Source organism: Pseudomonas sp. (genome assembly GCF_017744435.1).
GTDB lineage: Bacteria > Pseudomonadota > Gammaproteobacteria > Pseudomonadales > Pseudomonadaceae > Aquipseudomonas.
Map to the genome: position 1 here is coordinate 14,098 of NZ_JAGIBG010000039.1, position 20,647 is coordinate 34,744.

Below are 20,647 nucleotides of genomic sequence, written 5' to 3' on the forward strand. Positions count from 1 at the left end.
GTCAGCTGTGCGCCGTCGACCAGTCGACCCAGCCGAACTGCCAGGTCGCCAGGATCAGCAGACCAAAGACGATGCGGTACCAGGCAAAGGCCGCGTAGCTGTGGTTGGCAATGAACTTCAGCAGCGCGCGCACGGCAATCATGGCGAAGATGAACGAGGTCACGAAGCCGAGGGCGAACACCGGCAGGTCGCTCGGCTCGAACAAATGGCGGTACTTGTAGCCCGAATAGACCGCCGCACCGACCATGGTCGGCATTGCCAGGAAGAACGAAAACTCGGTGGCCGCCTTGCGCGACAGGCCGAACAGCAGGCCGCCGATGATGGTGGAACCGGAGCGCGAGGTACCCGGAATCATTGCCAGGCACTGCACGAAACCGATCTTCAGGGCATGGGTCCAGCGCATGTCGTCGACATGCTCCACCGCCACGGTGTGCTGGCGACGTTCAGCCCAGAGCATGATCACGCCACCGATCACCAGCGCCGTCGCCACGGTGATCGGGTTGAACAGGTATTGGTGGATCAGGTCGGCGAACAGCACGCCCAGCACCACCGCCGGCATGAACGCCAGCAGCAGGTTACCAGTGAAACGCCGGGCCTTCGGCTGGCTGGCCAGGCCGAACACCACTTCGAGGATCTTGCTGCGAAACTCCCACACGACTGCCAGGATCGCGGCCAGCTGGATGATGATGTTGAACGCCATGGCCCGTTCGCCACCAAACCCGATGAGGTCGGCGACGATGATCTGGTGGCCGGTACTGGAAATCGGCAGGAACTCCGTGAGCCCCTCGACCACACCTAAGATAATTGCCTGGAAGGCAGTCCAAAAATCCATTGTTCCCCCGATGAAGCACTGCTGCTTGCAGGCTCCTTGTTCTTGGTTTGCTTGTGATTGCCGCACGCGGCGCGGCCTTTTTACAGCGACTGCTGGGACCTGCGCCAGGGGAAAAGTTCACCCCGGCTAAAGGTTTCATCTTGCGCGGCCGAGATCCTACCAAAGCGGCATGACAAAGGCGCGCGCAGCTTGTGGCAGAGTAGCCAATAACTAGCACTTAGCCATTAGTCGGGTGCCTGCCGCCTGCAAAGCGTGCTTGGATGCACCTGAATAAAAAGAACAAGGCAGGAGTGGATTCGATGAAGGCATTGCGGTCGATGTCGATCAGCCGTCGTCTGTGGCTGATTCTGGTAGTAGCGGTGGGTATGCTGGTGATGCTTGGCCTGCTGATGCTGCGCCAGATCCATGGCGACCTGTACCAGGCCAAGGCGGAAAAGACCCGCCACGTGGTGCAGACCGCCGCAGGCGTGCTGGCCTACTATCAGGGCCTGGAGGCCGCCGGCACGCTCAGCCGCGAGGCGGCCCAGCAACAGGCACTGCAAGTGGTGCGGGCACTGCGCTACGACCAGAACGACTATTTCTGGATCAATGACCTGGGGCCGAAGATGATCATGCATCCGGCCAACCCCAAGCTCGATGGCCAGGACCTCTCCGCCATTCGCGACCCGGACGGCTTCGCCGTGTTCAACGAAATGGTTGCCCTCGCCCGCAGCCAGGGCGCCGGCCCGGTCGACTACCGCTGGCCCAAGCCAGGCGCCAGCGAGCCAGTGGCCAAGACCTCCTATGTCCAACTGTTCAAACCCTGGGGCTGGATCATCGGTTCCGGCGTCTACGTCGACGATGTGCAGGCCGAATTCGCCCGCCAGTTGCGTGATGCCTCGCTGGTCGGCCTGGCCATCGCCGTGCTGATGGCCCTGGTGGTCATGCTCATCGCCCGCAGTATTGCCCGCCCCTTGCAGGAAGCGGTGCAGGCCATGGGCAACATCGCCAGCGGCGAAAGCGACCTGACCCGCCGTCTGGACACCCACGGCCGTGACGAGATCACCCACCTGGGCCAGCACTTCAACCAGTTCAACGGCAAGCTGCAAGGGGTGGTCGGCCAGCTTCAGGGCGCTGCCCACGCCCTGGCGCAGTCGGCCGGGCACGTCGGCGACAATGCGGGCGCCGCCCAGCAGCACAGCGCCCAGCAGTCCCTGCAGATGGACCAGGTGGCGACGGCGGTCAACGAAGTCACCTATGCCGTGCAGGACGTGGCCAAGACGGCCGAACAGGCCGCCGGTGAGATGCGCGCCGCACAGCAGCAGGTTGAATACGGCCAGCAAGCCATCAACGGCAGCCTGCAGCAGATCGACCGCCTCTCGGCGACCATCGAGCAGGCCGTGCAAGTGATCCGTGAGCTGGCCGGGCACAGCACGAAGATTGGCGGGGTGCTGGAGGTGATCCGCGCCATCGCCGAGCAGACCAACCTGCTCGCCCTCAACGCCGCCATCGAAGCCGCTCGCGCTGGCGAGCAGGGCCGCGGGTTTGCCGTGGTGGCCGACGAGGTACGCCTGTTGGCACAACGAACCGCGCAGTCGACGGCGGAAATCCACACCATGATCGAGCACCTGCAAGGCCAGTCGGATGCGGCGGTCAAGGCCATCGACACCAGCAGCGAGGCCTCGCGCCAGACCGTGCAGCAAGCCCGCGAGGCCGGTTCCAGCCTGGATGCCATCAGCCAGGCGCTGCACAGCCTCACCGCCCTCAACGCTTCGATCGCCAGTGCCACCTTGCAGCAGTCGCATGTGGTCGAGGAGATCAACCGCAATGTGCTGGACACCGCCGGCTTGTCGCAGCAGACCGCCGATGCCGCACGCCAGTCCAGCGATGCGGGCGTGGCCCTGGGGCAGCTTAGCGAGGAGCTTGAACAGCTGCTGCGCCAGTTCCGGGTCTGAGCCGGGTGTGATCACCGGCCCGTGAGCGGGCCGGTGCCGGTTGGGCGCTACACCTCCTGGCCTGCGCAAGCTACAATCGCCGCCCTTTGCCAACCAAGGATCGCCGATGTCCGGCCTCGAACTCATCGCCGCCGTACTCGGCGTCACCGCCGTGTGGCTCACGGTCAAGCAGAACGCCTGGTGCTGGCCGATCGGCCTGGTCATGGTGCTTATCTATGGCTGGCTGTTCTACGAAGTGAAGCTGTACTCGGGCATGCTGCTGCAGCTGGCCTACGCCGTGCTGCAACTGTACGGCTGGTGGCAGTGGAAGCGCCCGGAGCGGGTCGAGGACGCTCGCCAGGTCTCGCACCTGCCAGCCCGGGCGCTGTTCGGCGGGTTGCTGGCAGGGTTGCTGCTGAGTGTGGCACTCGGTGCGGGGATGGCCGGCTGGACCGATGCCGCCCTGCCCTGGCTGGATGCCACGTTGACCGGCTTCAGCCTGGTCGCGCAACTGTGGATGGCGCAGAAGCGCGTGCAATGCTGGCCACTGTGGATCGTGGTGGATGTAGTCTATGTCGGCCAGTACCTGCACCAGCAGCTGTACTTCACGGCCGGGTTCTTTGCCGTACTGACATTGATCGCGGTACGCGGCTGGCTGGAATGGCGCCGTGACCCCGCCCTGGTACACCCATGAAGCGTGCATCCATGAAGGTCCTGGTGTTGTGCGGCCCCGAATCCAGCGGCAAAAGCTGGCTCAGCGGTGAAATCCAGGCGCATTTCGGCGGCATCGTGGTGGGTGAGTATGTACGCCACTTCATCGACCAGGAATGCCGCGACACTTGCTATGCCGATATTCCCACCATCGCCCGCGGCCAGCTGGCCTGGGAAGACCAGGCCCGCCAGCAGGCACCTGAGCTGCTGATCCTCGATACCCACCTGCTCAGCAACATGCTGTGGAGCCATGCCCTGTTCGACGCTTGCCCACCCTGGCTGGAACAGGCTTTGCTGGCCCGCCGTTACGACCTGCACCTGCTGCTCAGCCCGCAAGGGGTGGGGTGGGTCGCCGACGGTCAGCGCAGCCAGCCGGATCTTGCCGACCGCCAGGTGTTCTTCGAGGACAGCCGCCGCTGGCTGGAGCACCATGGGCAAGCGCTGCAGATCATCGAGGGAGACTGGCCGCAACGCAGTGCGACGGCCCTGCTTGCAGTTCAGCGCCTGCTGCAGGGAAAACCCCCACTCTGCCCCACCGAGTGTTAACCCCATGACACACCTGGCTGAGGCCAAGCCCCCGTTTCTGTGGGCTCCCAGCCATTTGTGGGGGCAGTGTCAAGGTGGTGAAACATTCGTTAAAAATGCCCTTCGAGTAACGCAAATGCTGGGCCAAACGCCATATCCCTGAAAATTTGTCTCAGTCCTGATACAGCAATTTGACGGTTAGTTCAGGCAATGCCCTCAAGCTGCTGATTTTCAATAAATATCCAAAAACGGCACGGCTTTCGCTCACCTCCTTCGCAACGCTGATCAAGACCAGCGCTCTAAGAAGGAGTAGCCGTCATGGGGAAACTGGATAGAGGCGTTTTTCGCCTGTTGCTGGTCGGCTGTGCACTGGGTTCGGCGCTGCCCGTTCAGGCCGATAACGGCCTCATCGTGATCACCCGTGACGTGCAGCCGCGCATGGCCACCCGAGCGCCTCTGGCGCCCGACCCCAATCCCACCACCGCCAACGCCAACCCTTCCGCGTATGTTCTCAGGCAGACCAACGAGCTGAGCGATGGCGACTTCGCCAGCATCACCAGCGGCACCGGCATTTCCTCGCTGATCACCCAACCGACCGACAACCTTGGCGGCCAGATCGGCAACCAGACGCAGCTGTCAAACCAGGCGGCTGGCCGTGGCAGCGGTGCGGGCAATGGCATTTCCAACATGGTCAACTCAAGCGTCCAGCGCGGCCTTGCCCCACTGCAGATCCTTACGGGAGGCAAATGACATGAGGCAGACGCTGTTTACCCTGGCCCTGTTGAGCAGTGCCTCGGCGCTGGCGCAATCACCGGTTCCGGTGCTCAACGACGCCAACATCAACAGTTCCGGCGCACAATACCAAGGCAACTTCAGCGTCAACCAGGCCGCGGGTGATGGCCAACAGCAAGCCAACGCCCGGGCAATCGCCACTGGCCACGAGGCCGCAGCAACCACGCAGATCCGCCAGCGCCAACTGTCCATCGTCGACCCCAACATGGGCGCCAGCGCCAGTATCCAGGGCAATGCCTTCAGCCAAGGCAGCGGCGCACTGGGCGTCAACCAGAGTGCAGGCGCTGCCACCCAGCAGGCCAATGCCCTGCGCATCAGCATCAGTACACAACCGCAAAGCATCGATGACAGCGTCCTGCTGCAACAGAACGTGGCGCTGATCAAAAGCTCCGATCCATCTGACACCTCACCCGGCTATCGCCATGTCACCACCAGTGACCAGGCATTCACCGGTAGCCGCGGGGTCATTCAGCTGAATCAGAGCGCCGGGGTGGGCAACCAGACGGCAAACACCCTGAGCGTACGGGTCGCAAACTGACCCTGCAGGTAACAGGTAAGAACAACACTTAACCTAAAGAACGGAGAAACACCATGAAACCCTCGATGGCAATCAAGCCTCTGGTTTTCGCAATTGCTGCGGTCATGGCTGTTGCTGCACAAGCGGAGCAAAACGATCGTCGTGGTCACGACCACCACAACAACCACACCCCACCTGCCCGTGCGGTGCTTACCGACGCCACTGCCCGAGCCAATGATGGCCAGACAAGCACCGGTAACACCATCAACAACCAAGGCACCATCAACTCAGCCGAGATGAGCAGCTCCGGCGCGGGTGCCAGTGGCAACGTGGGTGTCAACGTGGCGGCCGGTAACGGCAACCAGCAGGCCAACGCGTCGGCTATTGCCAATACCTCGTCCGACAATGCAGCGATCGACAACAGCTTCGTCTTTGGCACCTCCACCGCCACTGCCGAAATCACCCAACGCAGCAACAACAACAAGGTCAACAACTGGTCGACGCAAAGCTCCGCTGTCATGAGCGGCTCGGCCCAGGGCAGCAGCGGCAATATCGGCATCAACGTGGCTGGCGGCGATCTCAACCAGCAGAAAAACAGCATGGCCATCGCCAACAACTCCGCACCTGTCGGTAATTCCTCCGCAACTGCTTCGGCCAACCAGAGCGGCCCTGGCCTGCAGGTGAACAACGCTGCCGACCGCACCTACCGGGTCGACACGCTGTCTCTCACCACGTCCTCGAGTGGTTCGTCCTCGCGTAGCGGCACATTCGATGCCAGCGTCGACAAGAGCTCCAGCTCGAGCTACAGCGCGTCGGGCAGCAAGAGCGCCAGCGCCAGCGGCAGCAACAGCAGCAGCTCCAGCGGCTCGAGCAGCATGACCGCCAGCGGCTCCAACAGCAGCAGCTCTAGCGGCAGCAACAGCATGAGCGCCAGCGGTTCCAACAACTACGCTGCCAACGGAAGCGCCAGCAACAACCACAGCTCGTCGTCCAACACCACGGTCAGCGCCTCGCTCGATGCCAGCGCCAATGGCAGTGCATCGTCGTCGCAGACCTTCGGCAACTTCACCCGCTCGCGCAGCTCCGACTTCGACGCATCGCTCAGCGCTTCGCTGGACGCTTCTGTCGACAAGTCGCATCAGTCGGCCAACAACTCGTCGTTCGACAAGTCGCTCAGCTCGTCCTTCGACAAGGCCTACGACTCTTCGTATGACCGTAGCCATGACTCGTCCTATGACAAGTCTCGCGATACCTCCTACGAGAAGGCCAACGCATCGGCATGGGAAAGCGCCAGTGCCTCGGCCTACGAGAAAGCCCACGAGAAAGCTTCGCAGTCCTCGGACAGCATCTCGAAGAGCTTCAGCGAGTCTAGCGAGTATGCCCTGAGCAACACCGTGTCGTTCCAAGTGCTGACCCCGACCGGCTGGGCCAACCCTGTGACCAACACCGCGACCCTGAGTGGTTCGGTGAACGGTGGCAGCGGCAACCTGGGTGTGAACGTGGCAGCAGGTGTAGGCAACCAGCAAAGCAACTCGCTGGCCATCTCCAACACCTCGATGTAACAACTGCGGTCTGGAGGCTCCCTTCGGGGAGCCTCTTTCTAACAAGAAAAAGGCAGGGGGCGTCAAACATGCGCATTATCGCCTTGGCAGTTCTGCTGTGCATTGCCAGTGTTGCCGAAGCATCCCAGATGCCGTTGTCCGTGCTGCCAGGTGGTGCAGTGATCTACAAACCGATCCAGAGCATCCGCGAGCGCAAGTTCGCCGACCTGGTCCAGCAGAAAACCGACTTCAGCTGTGGCGCGGCCTCCCTGGCGACCATCCTGCGCCAGGCCTACTGGCTGGACGTGGATGAGCATCAGGTGATCGAGGGCATGCTTGCCCACGCCAACGAGGACCTGGTCCGTACCCAAGGGTTTTCCATGCTCGACATGAAAAAATATGTCGAAAGCCTGGGCATGCGGGCTCGTGGCTACAAGGTTGCCCCTGACACGCTGCACAGTATCCGCATTCCGGTGGTCGTACTGATGGACATCCGCGGCTACAAGCACTTCGTGGTGATGCAGAAAGTCGACAACGGCTGGGTCTACATCGGTGACCCGGTGCTGGGCCACAAGCGCTTCAAGCTCGATGACTTCGTCAAGGGCTGGAACGGCATCATCTTCGCCGTGATCGGCCAGGGTTATGACAAGAACAATATCCTGCTCGACCCGCCGCTGCCGCTGAGCGCCAAGAACCGCATCAGCAACTTCACCCCGGTCAAGGATGCGGAATTGATGGACTTCGGTTTCATTCGAAGCGACTTCTTCTAATGGCCTTCTTCCAATGAAGTAGGGCAAGACACTCCGGGAGCACTCCATGAAGACTTCCCACTGGCTGGCAATGGTCTGCCTGGCCGTCAGCCTGCCAACCCAGGCCGAAACGTTCAAACCGATAGAGCTGAAGGACCAGGAACTGGCCAGCCTGCGCGGACGCTACGTGATGCCTGGGCGGATCGTGAGTTTTGGCATCGTCATGACCAGCACCTGGCAGAACGCCAACGGCGAAGTGATTGGCGCGACCTCGGCGATGCAGGTCCAGCAATCGACCATCAAGCCGCAGTTCTATGTCTCGATGATCAATGAAAAAGGCACCGGCAGCGCGCAGACCAGCAGCACCGGGACCGGCACGGTCAGCGGCGGCAGCGGCCTCAATACGACCCAGGGGGTGACCCAGGTGGTCCGTGCCGCGGGTGACTTCAACGCGGCAAACAACAATGTCGACATCAACGTCACCAAGGGTAATGAAGCGCCAGCCGGCCAGCCGCAGGGCCAGGCCCTGGCTGCGGGCTCCACGCTGAGCGGGAGCAATGGCGCAGGCTCGATGAGCGTGTCGTCCACCAGCAATGGCGTGCAGATGAATATCGTCGCCAACGGCAATCAGGGCAGTTCAATGCAAACCCTGGGCCAAGGCGGGCTGATGCAGAACACCACCCTGCTGGGCGCCAGCAACCGTGTCAGCAACTTGACATCACTCAATGTCGTGCTGCGCGACAGTCCGCCAATGGCGGGTTCCGTGGGGGCCAATCTTGAGCAGCTCAAAGGCCTTCGCAATCTCGGATACTGAACTACGCTCATGTCTCATCGTATGTAGTCAGAAGGGACGGCTAATCCATGCACCGTTTGTCGACGTTCAGAGCTATCGTTTGTATTTCAACATTGGCCCCGGCCACTCTGCTGCAAGCGGCAACCGACCCTCAGGTCGAAGCACTCAAACAGGAACTGATTGCGCTGAAACAGCGCTACGAAGCCCAACAGAACGCACTGATGGTGCTGGAACAGCGGCTCAAGCAGGTCGAGGAGGCCCCCGCCCAGCCAGCACCGAGGCGTCTGACCAAGTCCCCCGCAGAGGGGGTAAAAGGTGGCCAGACCGTGGCCACCGGCACGCCGGGCAGCAGCGGCGCCTCTTATGGGCAGTCGCTGCAAGACAACTCGGAGCCGGCGCAGAGCGTGTCCAACCTGTATGACGAAGCCAGCGGCTTCTTCGGGGGCGGCAAGTTCAGCGTCGAAACCGGGCTGACCTACACCCACTACGACACCCGCGCCCTGGTGCTCAACGGGTTCCTGGCACTGGACTCGATCTTCCTCGGCAACATCAACATCGACCGCATCAAGGCGGACAACTGGACCCTGGACCTGACGGCGCGCTACAACGTCGACCAGCGTTGGCAGTTCGACATCAACGTGCCCATCGTCTATCGCGAATCCACTTACTCGTCCGGTGGTGCCGGCGGCGCCGCCGGGGTCACGTCCGACGCTTCGGTCACTCGCGACCCGACCATCGGCGACGTCAACTTCGGTATCGCCTACAAGTTCCTTGATGAGAACGAGACCTGGCCGGATGCCGTTGCCACATTGCGCGTGAAGGCGCCAACCGGCAAGGACCCGTACGGCATCAAGCTGCAGCAGGTGGCGGGCAACGACAACCTGTCGGTGCCTGAGGACCTGCCGACCGGCAACGGTGTGTGGGCCATCACCCCGGGCATCTCGCTGGTCAAGACCTTCGACCCCGCCGTACTGTTCGGCAGCCTGTCGTACACCTACAACCTGCAGGACTCGTTCAGCGACATCAGCCCGCAGGTGGACACCAAGGTACCGGGTGACGTGAAGCTCGGTGATTCCTGGCAGATCGGCGGCGGTATTGCCTTCGCCCTCAACGAAAAGATGAGTATGTCGTTCTCGGTCACCGATCAATTTGCCCGCAAGAGCAAGATCAAGCCTGACGGCGGCGATTGGCAATCGATCACCAACAGCGACTATAACGCGGCCAACTTCAACGTCGGCCTGACCTTTGCAGCCTCCAACAACCTGACGATCGTACCGAACTTGTCGATTGGCCTGACAGATGATGCGCCGGACTTTTCCTTCAGCCTGAAGTTCCCGTATTACTTCTGACATCCGGGGCGCATCGCGCCCCAATTGGTTACCAACCTTGTAGCCAGCGGCTTTCCTGGTATCGGCCTGTTATCATCGCGCACAAATATGTGACGATTTCATGGCAAAAAGGAAAGTTTTCGTGAAGAACCTGCAAGGCCCACCTCGCACCCGGCTACTCGCCCTGGCAACACTGGTGCTGGTGATTCCCCTGGTCGTGCGCGCGGCGCTGGGCTGGTCCAGCCCCTATGGCTATCTGTCGGACCTGGCGCTGGGCAGCCTGCTGGTGTTGCTGTTGCATCGCCGCGCGTGGTGGCTGGCGCTGCCGGTTCTGCTGGCCTGGGCCGCGCTTTGGGTGGCTTCGGCCGAACTGGTCAGCGCCGTTGGCAGGCTGCCGAACAGTGCCGACCTGAGCTACCTGTTCGACCCGCAGTTCATGGAAAACTCCACCGGTGGCGGCCTGGCCCATGCCTGGCTGCCCGTATTGCTGGGTGGCGGCCTGCTGGCCTGGCTGGGGAGCGCCTGGCGCAGCCGCCGCCAACCTGGCAAGCCGTTCACGCGCAAGGCCTGGGCCATCCCGGCACTGCTGTTCGCGGCCCACTGGGGCAGCCAGCACCTGGCGCCGAGCGAGGCTGACCAGTGGCGCCAGTACAACCTTCCCCATCAGTTGCTGACTGCCGCCACCGGCGATCTGCAGCGTCAGGTCCAGCACTGGGCCGGCCAGACGACCACCGTCACACCGCTGCCAAGTGCCGGCCTGACCCAGCATGACCTGAGCGGGCAGAAGCTGCTGGCAGCGCCAGGCCGCGCCCGCAACTTGCTGGTGATCACCCTGGAAGGCATCCCGGGCGCCTATGTGCGCCCCAACCGCCAGGCCCTGCACAGCCGTTTCGACGAAGACCTGATGCCCCAGCTCAGCCACTGGGCAGAACGCGGCATGAACACCCCAGACTACGTATTGCACACCCACCAGACCATCCGCGGCCTGTATGCGATGCTGTGCGGCGACTACGACAAGCTGGCCAATGGCACGCCGAAGGGTGTCGAGCTGCTCACCCAGCAACAGCGCAACCAGGCCTGCCTGCCGGCACAGCTGCGCCAGGCTGGCTTCACCACTCACTACCTGCAAGGCGCGGGCCTGCGCTTCATGGCCAAGGACCGGATCATGCCGCATATCGGCTTCGACTCGGTTCACGGGCTTGAGTGGTTCAGCAACAAGAACTACCTGGAGTTCCCGTGGGGCAAGGACGATCGGGCCTTCTTCGAAGGCGCCCTGGATTATGTCGGCCAGCTGCGCCAGCAAGACCGCCCATGGATGCTGACCTTGCTGACCGTTGGTACCCACCAGCCCTACTCCGCCCCCGAGGAATACCTGCAACGTTACGACACTGCCAAGCAAGCGGCGGTTGCCTACCTCGATGATGCGATCGGCGCCTTCCTCGACAACCTCGAACGCCAGGGCGTGCTCAAGGACACATTGGTAGTGGTCACTTCGGACGAATCCCACGGTATTGATGGCGTGCGCCTGGCCTCGTCCTGGGGCTTCAACCTGACCCTGGCACCGGAGCAAGCGCAACTGCCGCACATCAAGACCGGTACCTACGGCCACATCGACCTGGCCACGTCGCTGCTCGACTACTTTGCCCTGCCGATCCCGGTCGCCCTTGGCGGGCGCTCGCTGTACCGCGATTACGACAGCGGCCGGGAGATGATTTCCTACACCAACGGCATGTTGCGCTACCACGATGGCAAGGGCGTCTTCACCGAGTGCGACTTCCAGCAGCGCTGCCGCCGCTACGAAAGCCCAGGTTTCATCGCCGACAAGGCCCGCTATCTCGGTCCCGGCGACAGCACCCTAGGTGCACAGATCGGCGCGCTGGCCGGCGTGCTCGACCAGTCCCTGCTGCAGACGCCGCTCAACCTGCGTTACCAGTTCGGCGGCCCGTCCGCCATTCAGTTGCAGGCACGCATCCGCGACGACTGGGCTGACAACCTGATCGGCGCGCAGTACCTGGAAATGCCCGAGGGCTCGCATACCCGCGTGCGGGTCAAGGTACGGTCGCTGGACCCGCAGCACCCGGCCTATATCCAGCTCAAGGCCAAGGAGCTGGAGCAGGATGTGCCGCTGGGGTTGCCCGAGGAGATCCAGGTAACCGCCGACAAACCGCTGGAAATGGAATTCGGCTTCGATAACCCGACGGTGCGCAAAGCGTTTTCGTTCCACCTGCTCGGTTACGGCGGTGGCGAGGTCGAGGTCAGTGATTTCAGCGTGATCACCGCGCTACCGGGCGAGGAAGAGCCGCTGGAGGAATTGTCGGACGGGCATATCGCCCAATCCAGCTGATCAGCGGATCTGGTGCTTGTGCAACAGCCGGTAGAACGTCGGCCGTGATACCCCAAGCACCTTCGCGGCAATACTCATGTTGTTGCTGTGCCGGTCCAGCACATCGCACAGCGCCTGGCGCTCAGCCCGGTGCTTGTAGTCTTCCAGGGTGCCCAGCGGCTGCTCTTCCTGCTCCAGGCCCTGCAGGCCAAGATCCTGGGCCTCGATCTGGCGCCCTTCGGCCAGCACCAGCCCGCGCCTTACCCGGTTGGCCAGCTCACGTACATTGCCAGGCCAGTTGTGGCGCCCCATCGCTGCCAGCGCATGATCGCTGAATGAGCGGGGCCTGCGGCCTGTTTCCAGGCTGTAGAAGTGCGAAAAGTGGTTGGCCAGCATCGACAGGTCGCCATGCCGGTCACGCAGCGGCGCCGTCACCACTTGCAGCACATTGAGCCGGTAGTAGAGGTCTTCACGAAAGCGCCCATGCTCGATGGCTTTCTCCAGGTCGACATGGGTAGCTGCCAGTACCCGCACGTCGACCGGTATCGGCTGGCTTCCACCCACGCGCTCGATGTGCTTTTCCTGCAGAAAACGCAGCAAATTAGCCTGCAACTCCAGAGGCAGGTCGCCAATTTCGTCGAGAAACAAGGTGCCGCCATGGGCCGCCTCGATCCGCCCCACCTTGCGCTGATGGGCACCGGTAAAGGCACCTTTCTCATGCCCGAACAACTCGGACTGGATCAGGTTCTCAGGTATCGCCCCGCAGTTGATAGCGATGAACGGCATTTCGCTGCGCTGGGATTGCCGGTGCAACGTGCGCGCCACCAGCTCCTTGCCGGTGCCGCTCTCGCCACGGATCAGCACAGGGGATTCGGTAGGCGCCAGCTTGCCGAGCAATTTGCGCAATTCCAGGATCGGCCGGCTGTCACCCAGCAGCTCATGTTCCAGCCCATCCACCCGCACCGTGCCCTTGCCGCGCAGACGGGCCATGCCGAACGCGCGCCCCAGCGTCACCAATACGCGGGAAAAGTCGAAAGGCAAGGTATGAAAATCGAAGAACCACTCGCAGACAAAATCACCGACATTCTGCATGCGCAACTGCTCGGCGTTGAGCACGGCAATCCACTCGGTGTTGCTGCGCTTGATCATGTCCTTGACCGCGTCCGGATGACGCAGGTGCGACGCCTGCAGGCGCAACAGGCCGATATCGCAACGATGCTCCAGGGCCAGGTCCAGGCCACAGCTGTGAACCTCCCAGCCGGCACTCTCAAGGCCGGGTAACAGACGGTGACAATCGTCGCAGGGGTCGACGATAAGCAAGCGACGCAGGGCGGCAGTCTCGTGCATGACCGTTCCTTGGCGCCAATTGTTGGTTTTTTACATGAAAACAGTAAGTTGCGGCGCCGAATTAACAGTAGCAACGAACTTGACGCCGCCCACGACCGTCTGTCTGCCGGATTCTGCACAGCCAGAACCGTTCGGGAATTTTTCATATTTGTTGGCGTCACAGCGGCGCTGGGAAACAAAAAAATTTGTAACTCGCAAAAAATTTTACACGCGCTGTGTGACTCCACCCCTAACTTGGAGCATCAGTACGAGTAACCCCGCGCTGCGGATCGCGATAACACCTGAAGCGACGTAGCAGTTACGCGGACCTAATTTCGATGTTTGGGACCATAGAGAGACCGAACCATGAATGCACCGCTGCGTGTCAACGAGGCACTGCTGATTGCCGACCACGCCTTCGAACCCTTCCAGTGCGTTGCCTGGGATGCGCCCAACGGCACCGGCGAGCTGAGCCTGGCGGTGATTGACCGGACCAGCACCCGTATCGGCAGCAAACAAGTATCGTCGCGTATCTATTCCGACCCTGCACAATGGGCCAGCCTGATCGAGGAAGTACGCGCCGAACTGTGCCAGAAAGGTTATGACCTTCAGCCTTGGTCGATGCCGAAGTAATATCGCTGCGTCCCTGCAAGTGCGTGCCCGGCACGCACTTGAACAACTTTTCATTGGCCTGCCAGGCAACTTTCTTATTGCGACATAGTGTCGCGCCTATCCCTTTCGCCTAACTCACTCCATTACCTTGAATTGCTCAAGATGCTGATAGTCGGCCTGTAGTTCCGTGGCCAACTGTTGTGCCCGGCCCAGGCGAACTGGCGCCAATTCCATGTCCACCAACACCGTTGAACAAGGCATGGGGTGCACGGCATTCCAGCGTTGCAGCCGACCATCGGTGAATACCAGGCAGCGCTGCAACTCGTGGGGATGGGCTTTCTGCCGGGCCTGCAGCCAGCGCCGCGCCTGCTCGAGCGCTGCGATCAAAGGCGTGCCGCCGCCAGCCCCCAGAGCCTGCAACCAAGGCTGCAGGTTTGCCGACGCCTTGAGGCCATGACGCTGCCATTGCGGTACGCCACCGCTGGCCGTCAGCAGGGCTAGACGGGCACGCTGCCGATAGGCCTGGTCGAACAACTCGGCCAGCAGGCCTTTGCACTGCGCCAGGGCCTGATGGCGCCGCGTCGAAGCCGATGCGTCGACGATCACCAGCCACAGTTCATTGGCCTGGGCCTGGCGCTGCTGCCAGCAAAGATCCTGGCGCAGCTTCGGGCGCCCCTTGAGCAAGGTCGGCAGCCAGGCTACCCGGCCAGAGGATGCCGCACGGGCGCGGCCACGGCTGGCACCCGCCAGTTTGCCGACACGGGGCATGGCATCCGCCATCTTCAAACCTGGCTGGCGGATGCTCAGGGCTTTTTTGCCCAGTTCGGCACCTCTCGCCGCGCACCGCTGCTCACAGGCTGCGCTGGCAGCGCGCCCCAATCGCCCTGCCCGCCTTCGTCCTGCCTGTCGCGGCCATCCGCTGCACCGGGTGGCGAAGTGGCTGGCGCATCGGGCGATGTGCGGCGGCGATGGCGCAAGGCGAACTCGGCCACGGCTTCGACATCCCCCTCCTCGATCGCCTGGCCACCGCGCCAGGCACAATGGGCACGGGCGGCGCGCAACCAGACCAGGTCGGCACGCAGGCCATCGACGCCGGCGGCGAAACAACGCTCGGTGATCCAGGCCAGGGCCTGATCGTCCAGGGCAATCGCCGCCAGCCCCTGGCGCGCCGCCTGGCAGCGCTCGCGCAGTTGCGCCTGGGCACTGGCCCACTGCTCGCAGAATGCCTGCGGGTCGCTGTCGAAGGCCAGCCGCCGGCGAATGATCTGCTGGCGCGCCTCTGGGGCTGGCAGGCCATCGAGCGCCACATTCAGGCCGAAGCGGTCGAGCAGTTGCGGGCGCAACTCGCCTTCCTCGGGGTTCATGGTGCCGATCAGGACGAAACGGGCACTGTGCCGATGGGAAATGCCGTCACGCTCGATGCGGTTGGTGCCACTGGCGGCCACATCCAGCAACAGGTCAACCAGGGTGTCTGGCAGCAGGTTGACTTCATCGACATACAACACGCCACCATCAGCGTGGGCCAGCACACCAGGGGAAAACTGCGCCTTGCCTTGGCCGAGCGCGGCATCCAGATCCAGCGTGCCGACCAAGCGCTCTTCACTCGCCCCCAGCGGCAAGGTCACGAATGGGCCCTCGCCCAGCAGGTCGGCCAGGCCGCGCGCCAGGGTGCTCTTGGCCATGCCGCGTGGGCCTTCGATGAGCACGCCGCCGATCTTCGGGTCGATGGCGGTCAGGCACAGGGCCAGTTTGAGGTCCTCGGCACCGACCACGGCTGCCAGTGGGAATTGTACGGGTTCACTCATTTCAAGCCTGTTCCTCGCCGTCGAGCAATTGCTCCTCAAGCGCCTCGCGGTACTCACCGGGGGCTTCCCAAAGCCCGCGCTGCTGGGCTTCCAGCAAGCGTTCGGTGAGGTCGCGCAGGGCCTCGGGGTTGTGCTCGCGCATGAAGTCGCGGGTCGCCGGGTCGAGCACGTAGGCATCGGCCAGCGACTGGTAGTGATGGTCGTCGATCAGGTGCGTGGTGGCGTCGAAGGCGAACAGGTTGTCGACGGTCGCGGCCAGCTCGAACGCGCCCTTGTAGCCATGGCGTTTCGCCCCGTCGATCCATTTCGGGTTCAGGGCACGGGCACGGATCACGCGGTTCAGCTCTTCTTTCAAGGTACGGATCCGCGGCCGGTCGACCTGGCTGTGGTCGCCGTGGTAACTGGCCACTACCCCGCCAGACAAGGTCTCCGACGCCGCCAGCATGCCGCCCTGGAACTGATAGTAATCGTTGGAATCGAGCAGGTCGTGCTCGTGGTTGTCCTGGTTCTGCAGCACCGCCTGCACCTGGCCCAGGCGCTGGGCGAACTGGGCGCGCGCCGGGGTGCCTTCATCGCTGGCGCCGTAGGCGTAGCCGCCATGGTTGAGGTAAACCTCGGCGAGGTCGTCACGGCTGTGCCACAAGCGGCCATCGATGGCGTTCTGCACGCCGGCACCGTAGGCGCCAGGTTTGGCCCCGAATACCCGCCAACCCGCCTGCCGCGCCGCCTGTTCGGCGTCCACGCCCTGCGCCTGCAGGCTGGCGCGCTCGCTGCGCACCCGTGCAGCCAGGGGGTTGAGGTCGTCCGGCTCGTCCAGTGCCGCCACGGCCTGCACCGCCGCATCGAACAGGCGGATCAGGTTGCCGAAGGCATCGCGGAAGAAGCCCGAAACCCGCAACGTCACGTCGACCCGTGGGCGGTCGAGCAGGCTCAGTGGCAGGATCTCGAAGTCGTCGACCCGCTGGCTGCCGGTAGCCCACACCGGGCGCACGCCCATCAGCGCCATGGCCTGGGCGATGTCGTCGCCACCGGTGCGCATGGTTGCCGTGCCCCACACCGACAGGCCCAGCTGGCGCAAATGGTCGCCATGGTCCTGCAGGTGCCGTTCGAGGATCAGGTTGGCCGAGGCGAACCCCAGGCGCCAGGCCGTGGTGGTCGGCAGGTTGCGCACATCCACGGTGTAGAAGTTGCGACCGGTGGGCAATACGTCCAGGCGACCACGGCTGGGTGCGCCGCTGGGGCCGGCCGGTACGAAACGCCCGGCCAGCGCAGCAAGCAGCCCATTGATTTCTGCCGCACCGCACGCATCCAGGTCCGGTGCGACCTGCTCGCGCAGGGCTTTTATCACCTCGTGCACCGGCTGCCATTCGGACTGCTCGGGCAATTGCGCATCCCCCTCCAGTGCCTGCTCGATGATGCGCAGCGCAAGCAACTCAAGGCGCTCGCGGGTATCGCCACAGGTGCGCCAAGCGCCCTCTTGCACGGCCTGCAGCAGCGCCGGGTGCGGGCCTGACCAGGCCTCGCCAAGGTCGCAATCGAGCGGATCGAAGCCCAGCGCCAGTGCCTTGGCCAGCACTCGCAACAAGCTGGCATTGCCACCGCGGCCATCGCCACGCTCCACCCGTAGCAAGGCCAGCAAGGTATCGATGCGCAGGCGTGCCTGCGGCGACTGGCCGAATACATGCAGGCCGTCGCGAATCTGCGACTCCTTGAGGTCGCACAGATAGGTGTCCAGGCGCGGCAGCCACACGGCGGCATCGTCCAGCTGGCCTTCCAGCTGCAACTCACGGTCGATGTGGTTGGCCTTGACCAGTTCCAGAATGTCGCGCTGCAGCTCACGCGCGCGCCGCGGGTCGAGCAACTGGGCTTCGTAGAATTCGTCAGCGAGCTGCTCCAGGTGGCGCAAGGGCCCGTAGGTTTCGGCACGGGTCAGCGGCGGCATCAGGTGGTCGATGATCACCGCCTGGGTCCGGCGCTTGGCCTGGGCGCCTTCGCCAGGGTCGTTGACGATGAACGGGTAGATGTTCGGCAGCGGGCCGAGCAGCGCGTCCGGCCAGCATTGCGCGGAAAGGCCGACGCCCTTGCCGGGCAGCCATTCCAGGTTGCCGTGCTTGCCGACGTGGATGACGGCATCGGCAGCAAAGGCATGGCGCAGCCAGAAGTGAAACGCCAGGTAACCATGCGGCGGCACCAGGTCCGGGTCGTGGTAGACCGCGCTGGGGTCGACCTGATAGCCACGCGCCGGCTGGATGGCGACGAAGGTCAGGCCATAACGCAAACCAGCTACCATCAGGCGGCCTGCGCGGTACATCGGATCCTGCTCGGGCGGCCCCCATCGTTCCATCACGGCCAGGCGGTTGGCCTCGGGCAGGCGTTCGAACGCCGCCTTATAGTCCGCCAGGCTCAGGCTCTGGGCGCAGGGGCGCTGGTCGAGGTGTTCGAGGTCGTTGGTGACGCCGCCAAGCAGCTGATGAATCAATTGCGTGCCGCTGCCTGGCAGCTCCGCGAGCGGATAGCCCTCGGCCTGCAGCGCCTTGAGGATGTTCAGGGCGGCAGCCGGGGTGTCCAGGCCGACGCCGTTGCCAATGCGGCCATCGCGGGTCGGGTAGTTGGCCAGCACCAGGGCCACGCGTTTTTGCCCATTGGGCAGGCGCGCCAGTTCGACCCAGCGCCGTGCCAGCTCGGCGACGAAGTCCATGCGCTCGGGGTGCGCGCGGTAGCAGACCACGTCGGACTGGCTGCGCTCGCTGCGCCAGGCCATGTCCTTGAAACTCACCGGGCGGGTGATGATGCGTCCGTCCAGTTCCGGCAGGGCGATGTGCATGGCCAGGTCGCGAGCGCCGAGGCCCTGCTCGCTAGCCTCCCAACCGGGTTGGTTATCCTGCGCGCAGATGGCCTGCAGCACCGGGATGTCACGGCGGAACGGGCGCAGGTTGGGGCGTTCCGGACTGGACAAGGCAAACCCTGTGGTGTTGATCAACACCTGCGCACCCACGTCGTCCAGCCAGGCCTCGACCTGTTCCAGGCAAGCACTTTCCTTGAGGCTGGCCACTGCGATGGGCAGCGGGTTGAGGCCGGCGGCCTGCAAGCGCTCGCAGAACACGTCGATGAAGGCGGTGTTGGCGGCCTGCAGGTGCGAGCGATAGAACAACAGCGGGGCCACCGGGTATTCGGGGTTCCACTGGCTGTACCAGTCTTCGAGCAGCGCGCTAGGTTTGCGCGGGTGATACACCGAAGTCCGCGGCAAAGGCTGCGGTTCGTCCCAACGGTAATCGCGCCCCAGCCACTGGTTGGCCAGGCATTTGAACAGGTTGACGGCATTGCTTTTGCCGCCCTGGCGCAGGTAGTGCCAGAGACGCTCGGCCGGCTCGCCGATGACCGTGCCGAGGCCGGTCAGCTCCGGGTCCGGGCGGTCATCGCCGGGCACCAGGATCAGTTGCACACCGCGTGCTGCCAGCTCGACCAGCTGCTCGACGCCGTAGCGCCAGTAACCGACACCGCCGTGCAGCGACACCAGGATCACCTTGGCATGGCGCAGTACCTCGTCGACATACAGGTCGACCGAGGCATGGTTCTGCACTTGCATCGGGTTGGCCAGGCGCAGGCTGGGGAAATCGTCCGGCAGTTGCTCGGCGGTTTCGGCGAGCAATGCCAGGTGCGAGTCGCCGCTGCAGAGGATCACCAGGTCGGCGGGTGTCTGGCCGAGGTCGGCGATGCTGTCGTCCGGCACGAAGCCGCCGGGCTGGGTCCGCAGCAGGTGCACGGGTCAGGCGCCCAGGGCCTGGCGCAGGCGCGCTTCCAGTTGCACGGCATCGAGGTCCTGGCCGATCAGCACCAGACGGGTGATGCGTGGCTCGTCGGCGCGCCAGGCGCGGTCGAAGTGCTTGTCGAAACGGGTGCCAACGCCCTGAACCAACAGGCGCATCGGCTTGCCAGGGATGGCCGCAAAGCCTTTGGCGCGCAGGATGCCGAACTCCACCACCAGCTGGGTCAGGGCATCGAGCAGCAGGCTTTCGTCGGCTTCGGGCAAGTCGATGGAGATCGAGTCGAAGGCGTCGTGGTCGTGATCGTCATGATCATCGCCATCATGGTGAGAATCGTGATGGGTGCGACGGCCATCGATGTGCGCCTCGGACTCTGCGCCCACGCCCAGCAGTACTTCAAGCGGCAGCCGGCCGCTGCTGGCTTCGATCACCTTGACCGCTGGCGGCAGCTCCTCAGCCACTTCGGCACGGACCTTGGCCAGGCCTTCGGCATCGATCAGGTCGGCCTTGTTCAGCACCACCAGGTCGGCACTGGCCAACTGGTCGGCGAACAGTTCGTGCAGCGGCGATTCGTGGTCCAGGTTGGGGTCGAGCTTGCGTTGTGCGTCGACCTGGTCCGGGTAGGCGGCGAAGGTGCCAGCAGCCACGGCCGGGCTGTCGACCACGGTGATCACCGCGTCGACGGTGCAGGCGTTGCGGATTTCTGGCCACTGGAAGGCTTGCACCAGAGGCTTGGGCAGTGCCAGGCCGCTGGTCTCGATGAGGATGTGATCGAGGTCGCCGCGGCGTGCGACCAGTTCGCGCATCACCGGGAAGAACTCTTCCTGCACGGTGCAGCACAGGCAGCCGTTGGCCAGTTCATAGACGCGGCCGCTGGCTTCTTCCTCGGTGCAGCCGATGCTGCATTGCTTGAGGATTTCGCCGTCGATGCCAAGCTCGCCGAATTCGTTGACGATGACCGCGATGCGACGGCCCTGGGCGTTGTCGAGCATGTGGCGGAGCAAGGTGGTCTTGCCCGAGCCGAGGAAGCCGGTAACGATGGTGACGGGGAGCTTGGCCAGTGTTTTCATGTCGCGTTGCCCTTGGCAGGATGGCGCGGGCACACGGGACGAAAGC

17 protein-coding genes are annotated in these 20,647 nt (G+C 63.5%); 11 read left to right on the forward strand and 6 right to left on the reverse strand.

What is annotated here, in order from left to right:
- Position 1: 1 nt before the first annotated feature.
- Positions 2 to 832 (reverse strand): undecaprenyl-diphosphate phosphatase, encoded by an 831-nt coding sequence (locus tag J7573_RS22180; protein WP_294340378.1) that lies wholly within the window; start codon positions 830 to 832, stop codon positions 2 to 4.
- Positions 833 to 1,131: 299 nt separating this feature from the next.
- On the opposite strand from J7573_RS22180, the gene J7573_RS22185 reads away from it, so the two are divergent.
- The 10 genes from J7573_RS22185 (at position 1,132) to J7573_RS22230 (ending at position 12,045) form a co-directional block, all read left to right on the forward strand.
- The gene (locus tag J7573_RS22185; protein ID WP_294340379.1) at positions 1,132 to 2,766 is read left to right on the forward strand and encodes a methyl-accepting chemotaxis protein; all 1,635 of its coding nucleotides are present in this window, start codon (positions 1,132 to 1,134) and stop codon (positions 2,764 to 2,766) included.
- A 106-nt stretch (positions 2,767 to 2,872) separates the two neighbouring features.
- Positions 2,873 to 3,439 (forward strand): nicotinamide riboside transporter PnuC, encoded by a 567-nt coding sequence (gene pnuC, locus J7573_RS22190; RefSeq protein ID WP_294340381.1) that lies wholly within the window; start codon positions 2,873 to 2,875, stop codon positions 3,437 to 3,439.
- A gap of 11 nt (positions 3,440 to 3,450) precedes the next feature.
- Positions 3,451 to 4,002: an AAA family ATPase gene (locus J7573_RS22195; protein ID WP_294340435.1), complete on the forward strand. Its 552-nt coding sequence runs from the start codon at positions 3,451 to 3,453 to the stop codon at positions 4,000 to 4,002.
- 297 nt (positions 4,003 to 4,299) lie between these two features.
- Positions 4,300 to 4,731, forward strand: coding sequence for a hypothetical protein (locus J7573_RS22200; protein WP_294340383.1), 432 nt, complete (start codon positions 4,300 to 4,302; stop codon positions 4,729 to 4,731).
- A 1-nt stretch (position 4,732) separates the two neighbouring features.
- Positions 4,733 to 5,311: an adhesin gene (locus J7573_RS22205; RefSeq protein WP_294340384.1), complete on the forward strand. Its 579-nt coding sequence runs from the start codon at positions 4,733 to 4,735 to the stop codon at positions 5,309 to 5,311.
- Between the two features lie 53 nt (positions 5,312 to 5,364).
- Complete coding sequence (locus tag J7573_RS22210) at positions 5,365 to 6,852, forward strand: heme utilization protein (protein WP_294340386.1); 1,488 nt, start codon at positions 5,365 to 5,367, stop codon at positions 6,850 to 6,852.
- A 68-nt stretch (positions 6,853 to 6,920) separates the two neighbouring features.
- Positions 6,921 to 7,601 carry a C39 family peptidase gene (locus J7573_RS22215; RefSeq protein ID WP_294340387.1) on the forward strand — a complete coding sequence of 227 codons (681 nt, stop codon included), beginning with the start codon at positions 6,921 to 6,923 and terminating at the stop codon, positions 7,599 to 7,601.
- 46 nt (positions 7,602 to 7,647) lie between these two features.
- A complete protein-coding gene (locus tag J7573_RS22220; RefSeq protein ID WP_294340389.1) occupies positions 7,648 to 8,394 on the forward strand; it encodes a hypothetical protein in 747 nt (248 codons plus the stop codon).
- A gap of 47 nt (positions 8,395 to 8,441) precedes the next feature.
- Positions 8,442 to 9,722, forward strand: coding sequence for a hypothetical protein (locus tag J7573_RS22225; RefSeq protein WP_294340390.1), 1,281 nt, complete (start codon positions 8,442 to 8,444; stop codon positions 9,720 to 9,722).
- A 121-nt stretch (positions 9,723 to 9,843) separates the two neighbouring features.
- Positions 9,844 to 12,045 (forward strand): LTA synthase family protein, encoded by a 2,202-nt coding sequence (locus J7573_RS22230; RefSeq protein ID WP_294340392.1) that lies wholly within the window; start codon positions 9,844 to 9,846, stop codon positions 12,043 to 12,045.
- Here the strand turns inward: J7573_RS22230 and J7573_RS22235 are convergent, their stop codons facing one another.
- Positions 12,046 to 13,371, reverse strand: a complete 1,326-nt coding sequence (locus J7573_RS22235; RefSeq protein ID WP_294340393.1) for a sigma-54 dependent transcriptional regulator — start codon at positions 13,369 to 13,371, stop codon at positions 12,046 to 12,048.
- 345 nt (positions 13,372 to 13,716) lie between these two features.
- Here J7573_RS22235 and J7573_RS22240 point away from each other — a divergent pair, with 345 nt between their 5' ends.
- On the forward strand, positions 13,717 to 13,983 hold the full coding sequence (locus J7573_RS22240) for a hypothetical protein (RefSeq protein WP_027919312.1): 267 nt from the start codon (positions 13,717 to 13,719) through the stop codon (positions 13,981 to 13,983).
- 114 nt (positions 13,984 to 14,097) lie between these two features.
- Here the strand turns inward: J7573_RS22240 and J7573_RS22245 are convergent, their stop codons facing one another.
- From J7573_RS22245 to cobW, 4 genes are read right to left on the reverse strand one after another with little or no spacing between them, the layout of a single operon-like run.
- Complete coding sequence (locus J7573_RS22245; protein WP_294340395.1) at positions 14,098 to 14,730, reverse strand: VWA domain-containing protein; 633 nt, start codon at positions 14,728 to 14,730, stop codon at positions 14,098 to 14,100.
- A gap of 35 nt (positions 14,731 to 14,765) precedes the next feature.
- Entirely contained in the window at positions 14,766 to 15,767 is a 1,002-nt protein-coding gene (locus J7573_RS22250; RefSeq protein ID WP_294340397.1) for an ATP-binding protein, read from the reverse strand.
- 1 nt (position 15,768) lies between these two features.
- On the reverse strand, positions 15,769 to 19,530 hold the full coding sequence (gene cobN / locus J7573_RS22255; RefSeq protein WP_294340398.1) for a cobaltochelatase subunit CobN: 3,762 nt from the start codon (positions 19,528 to 19,530) through the stop codon (positions 15,769 to 15,771).
- Positions 19,531 to 19,533: 3 nt separating this feature from the next.
- Complete coding sequence (gene cobW, locus J7573_RS22260) at positions 19,534 to 20,601, reverse strand: cobalamin biosynthesis protein CobW (RefSeq protein WP_294340399.1); 1,068 nt, start codon at positions 20,599 to 20,601, stop codon at positions 19,534 to 19,536.
- Between the last annotated feature and the right edge of the window lie 46 nt (positions 20,602 to 20,647).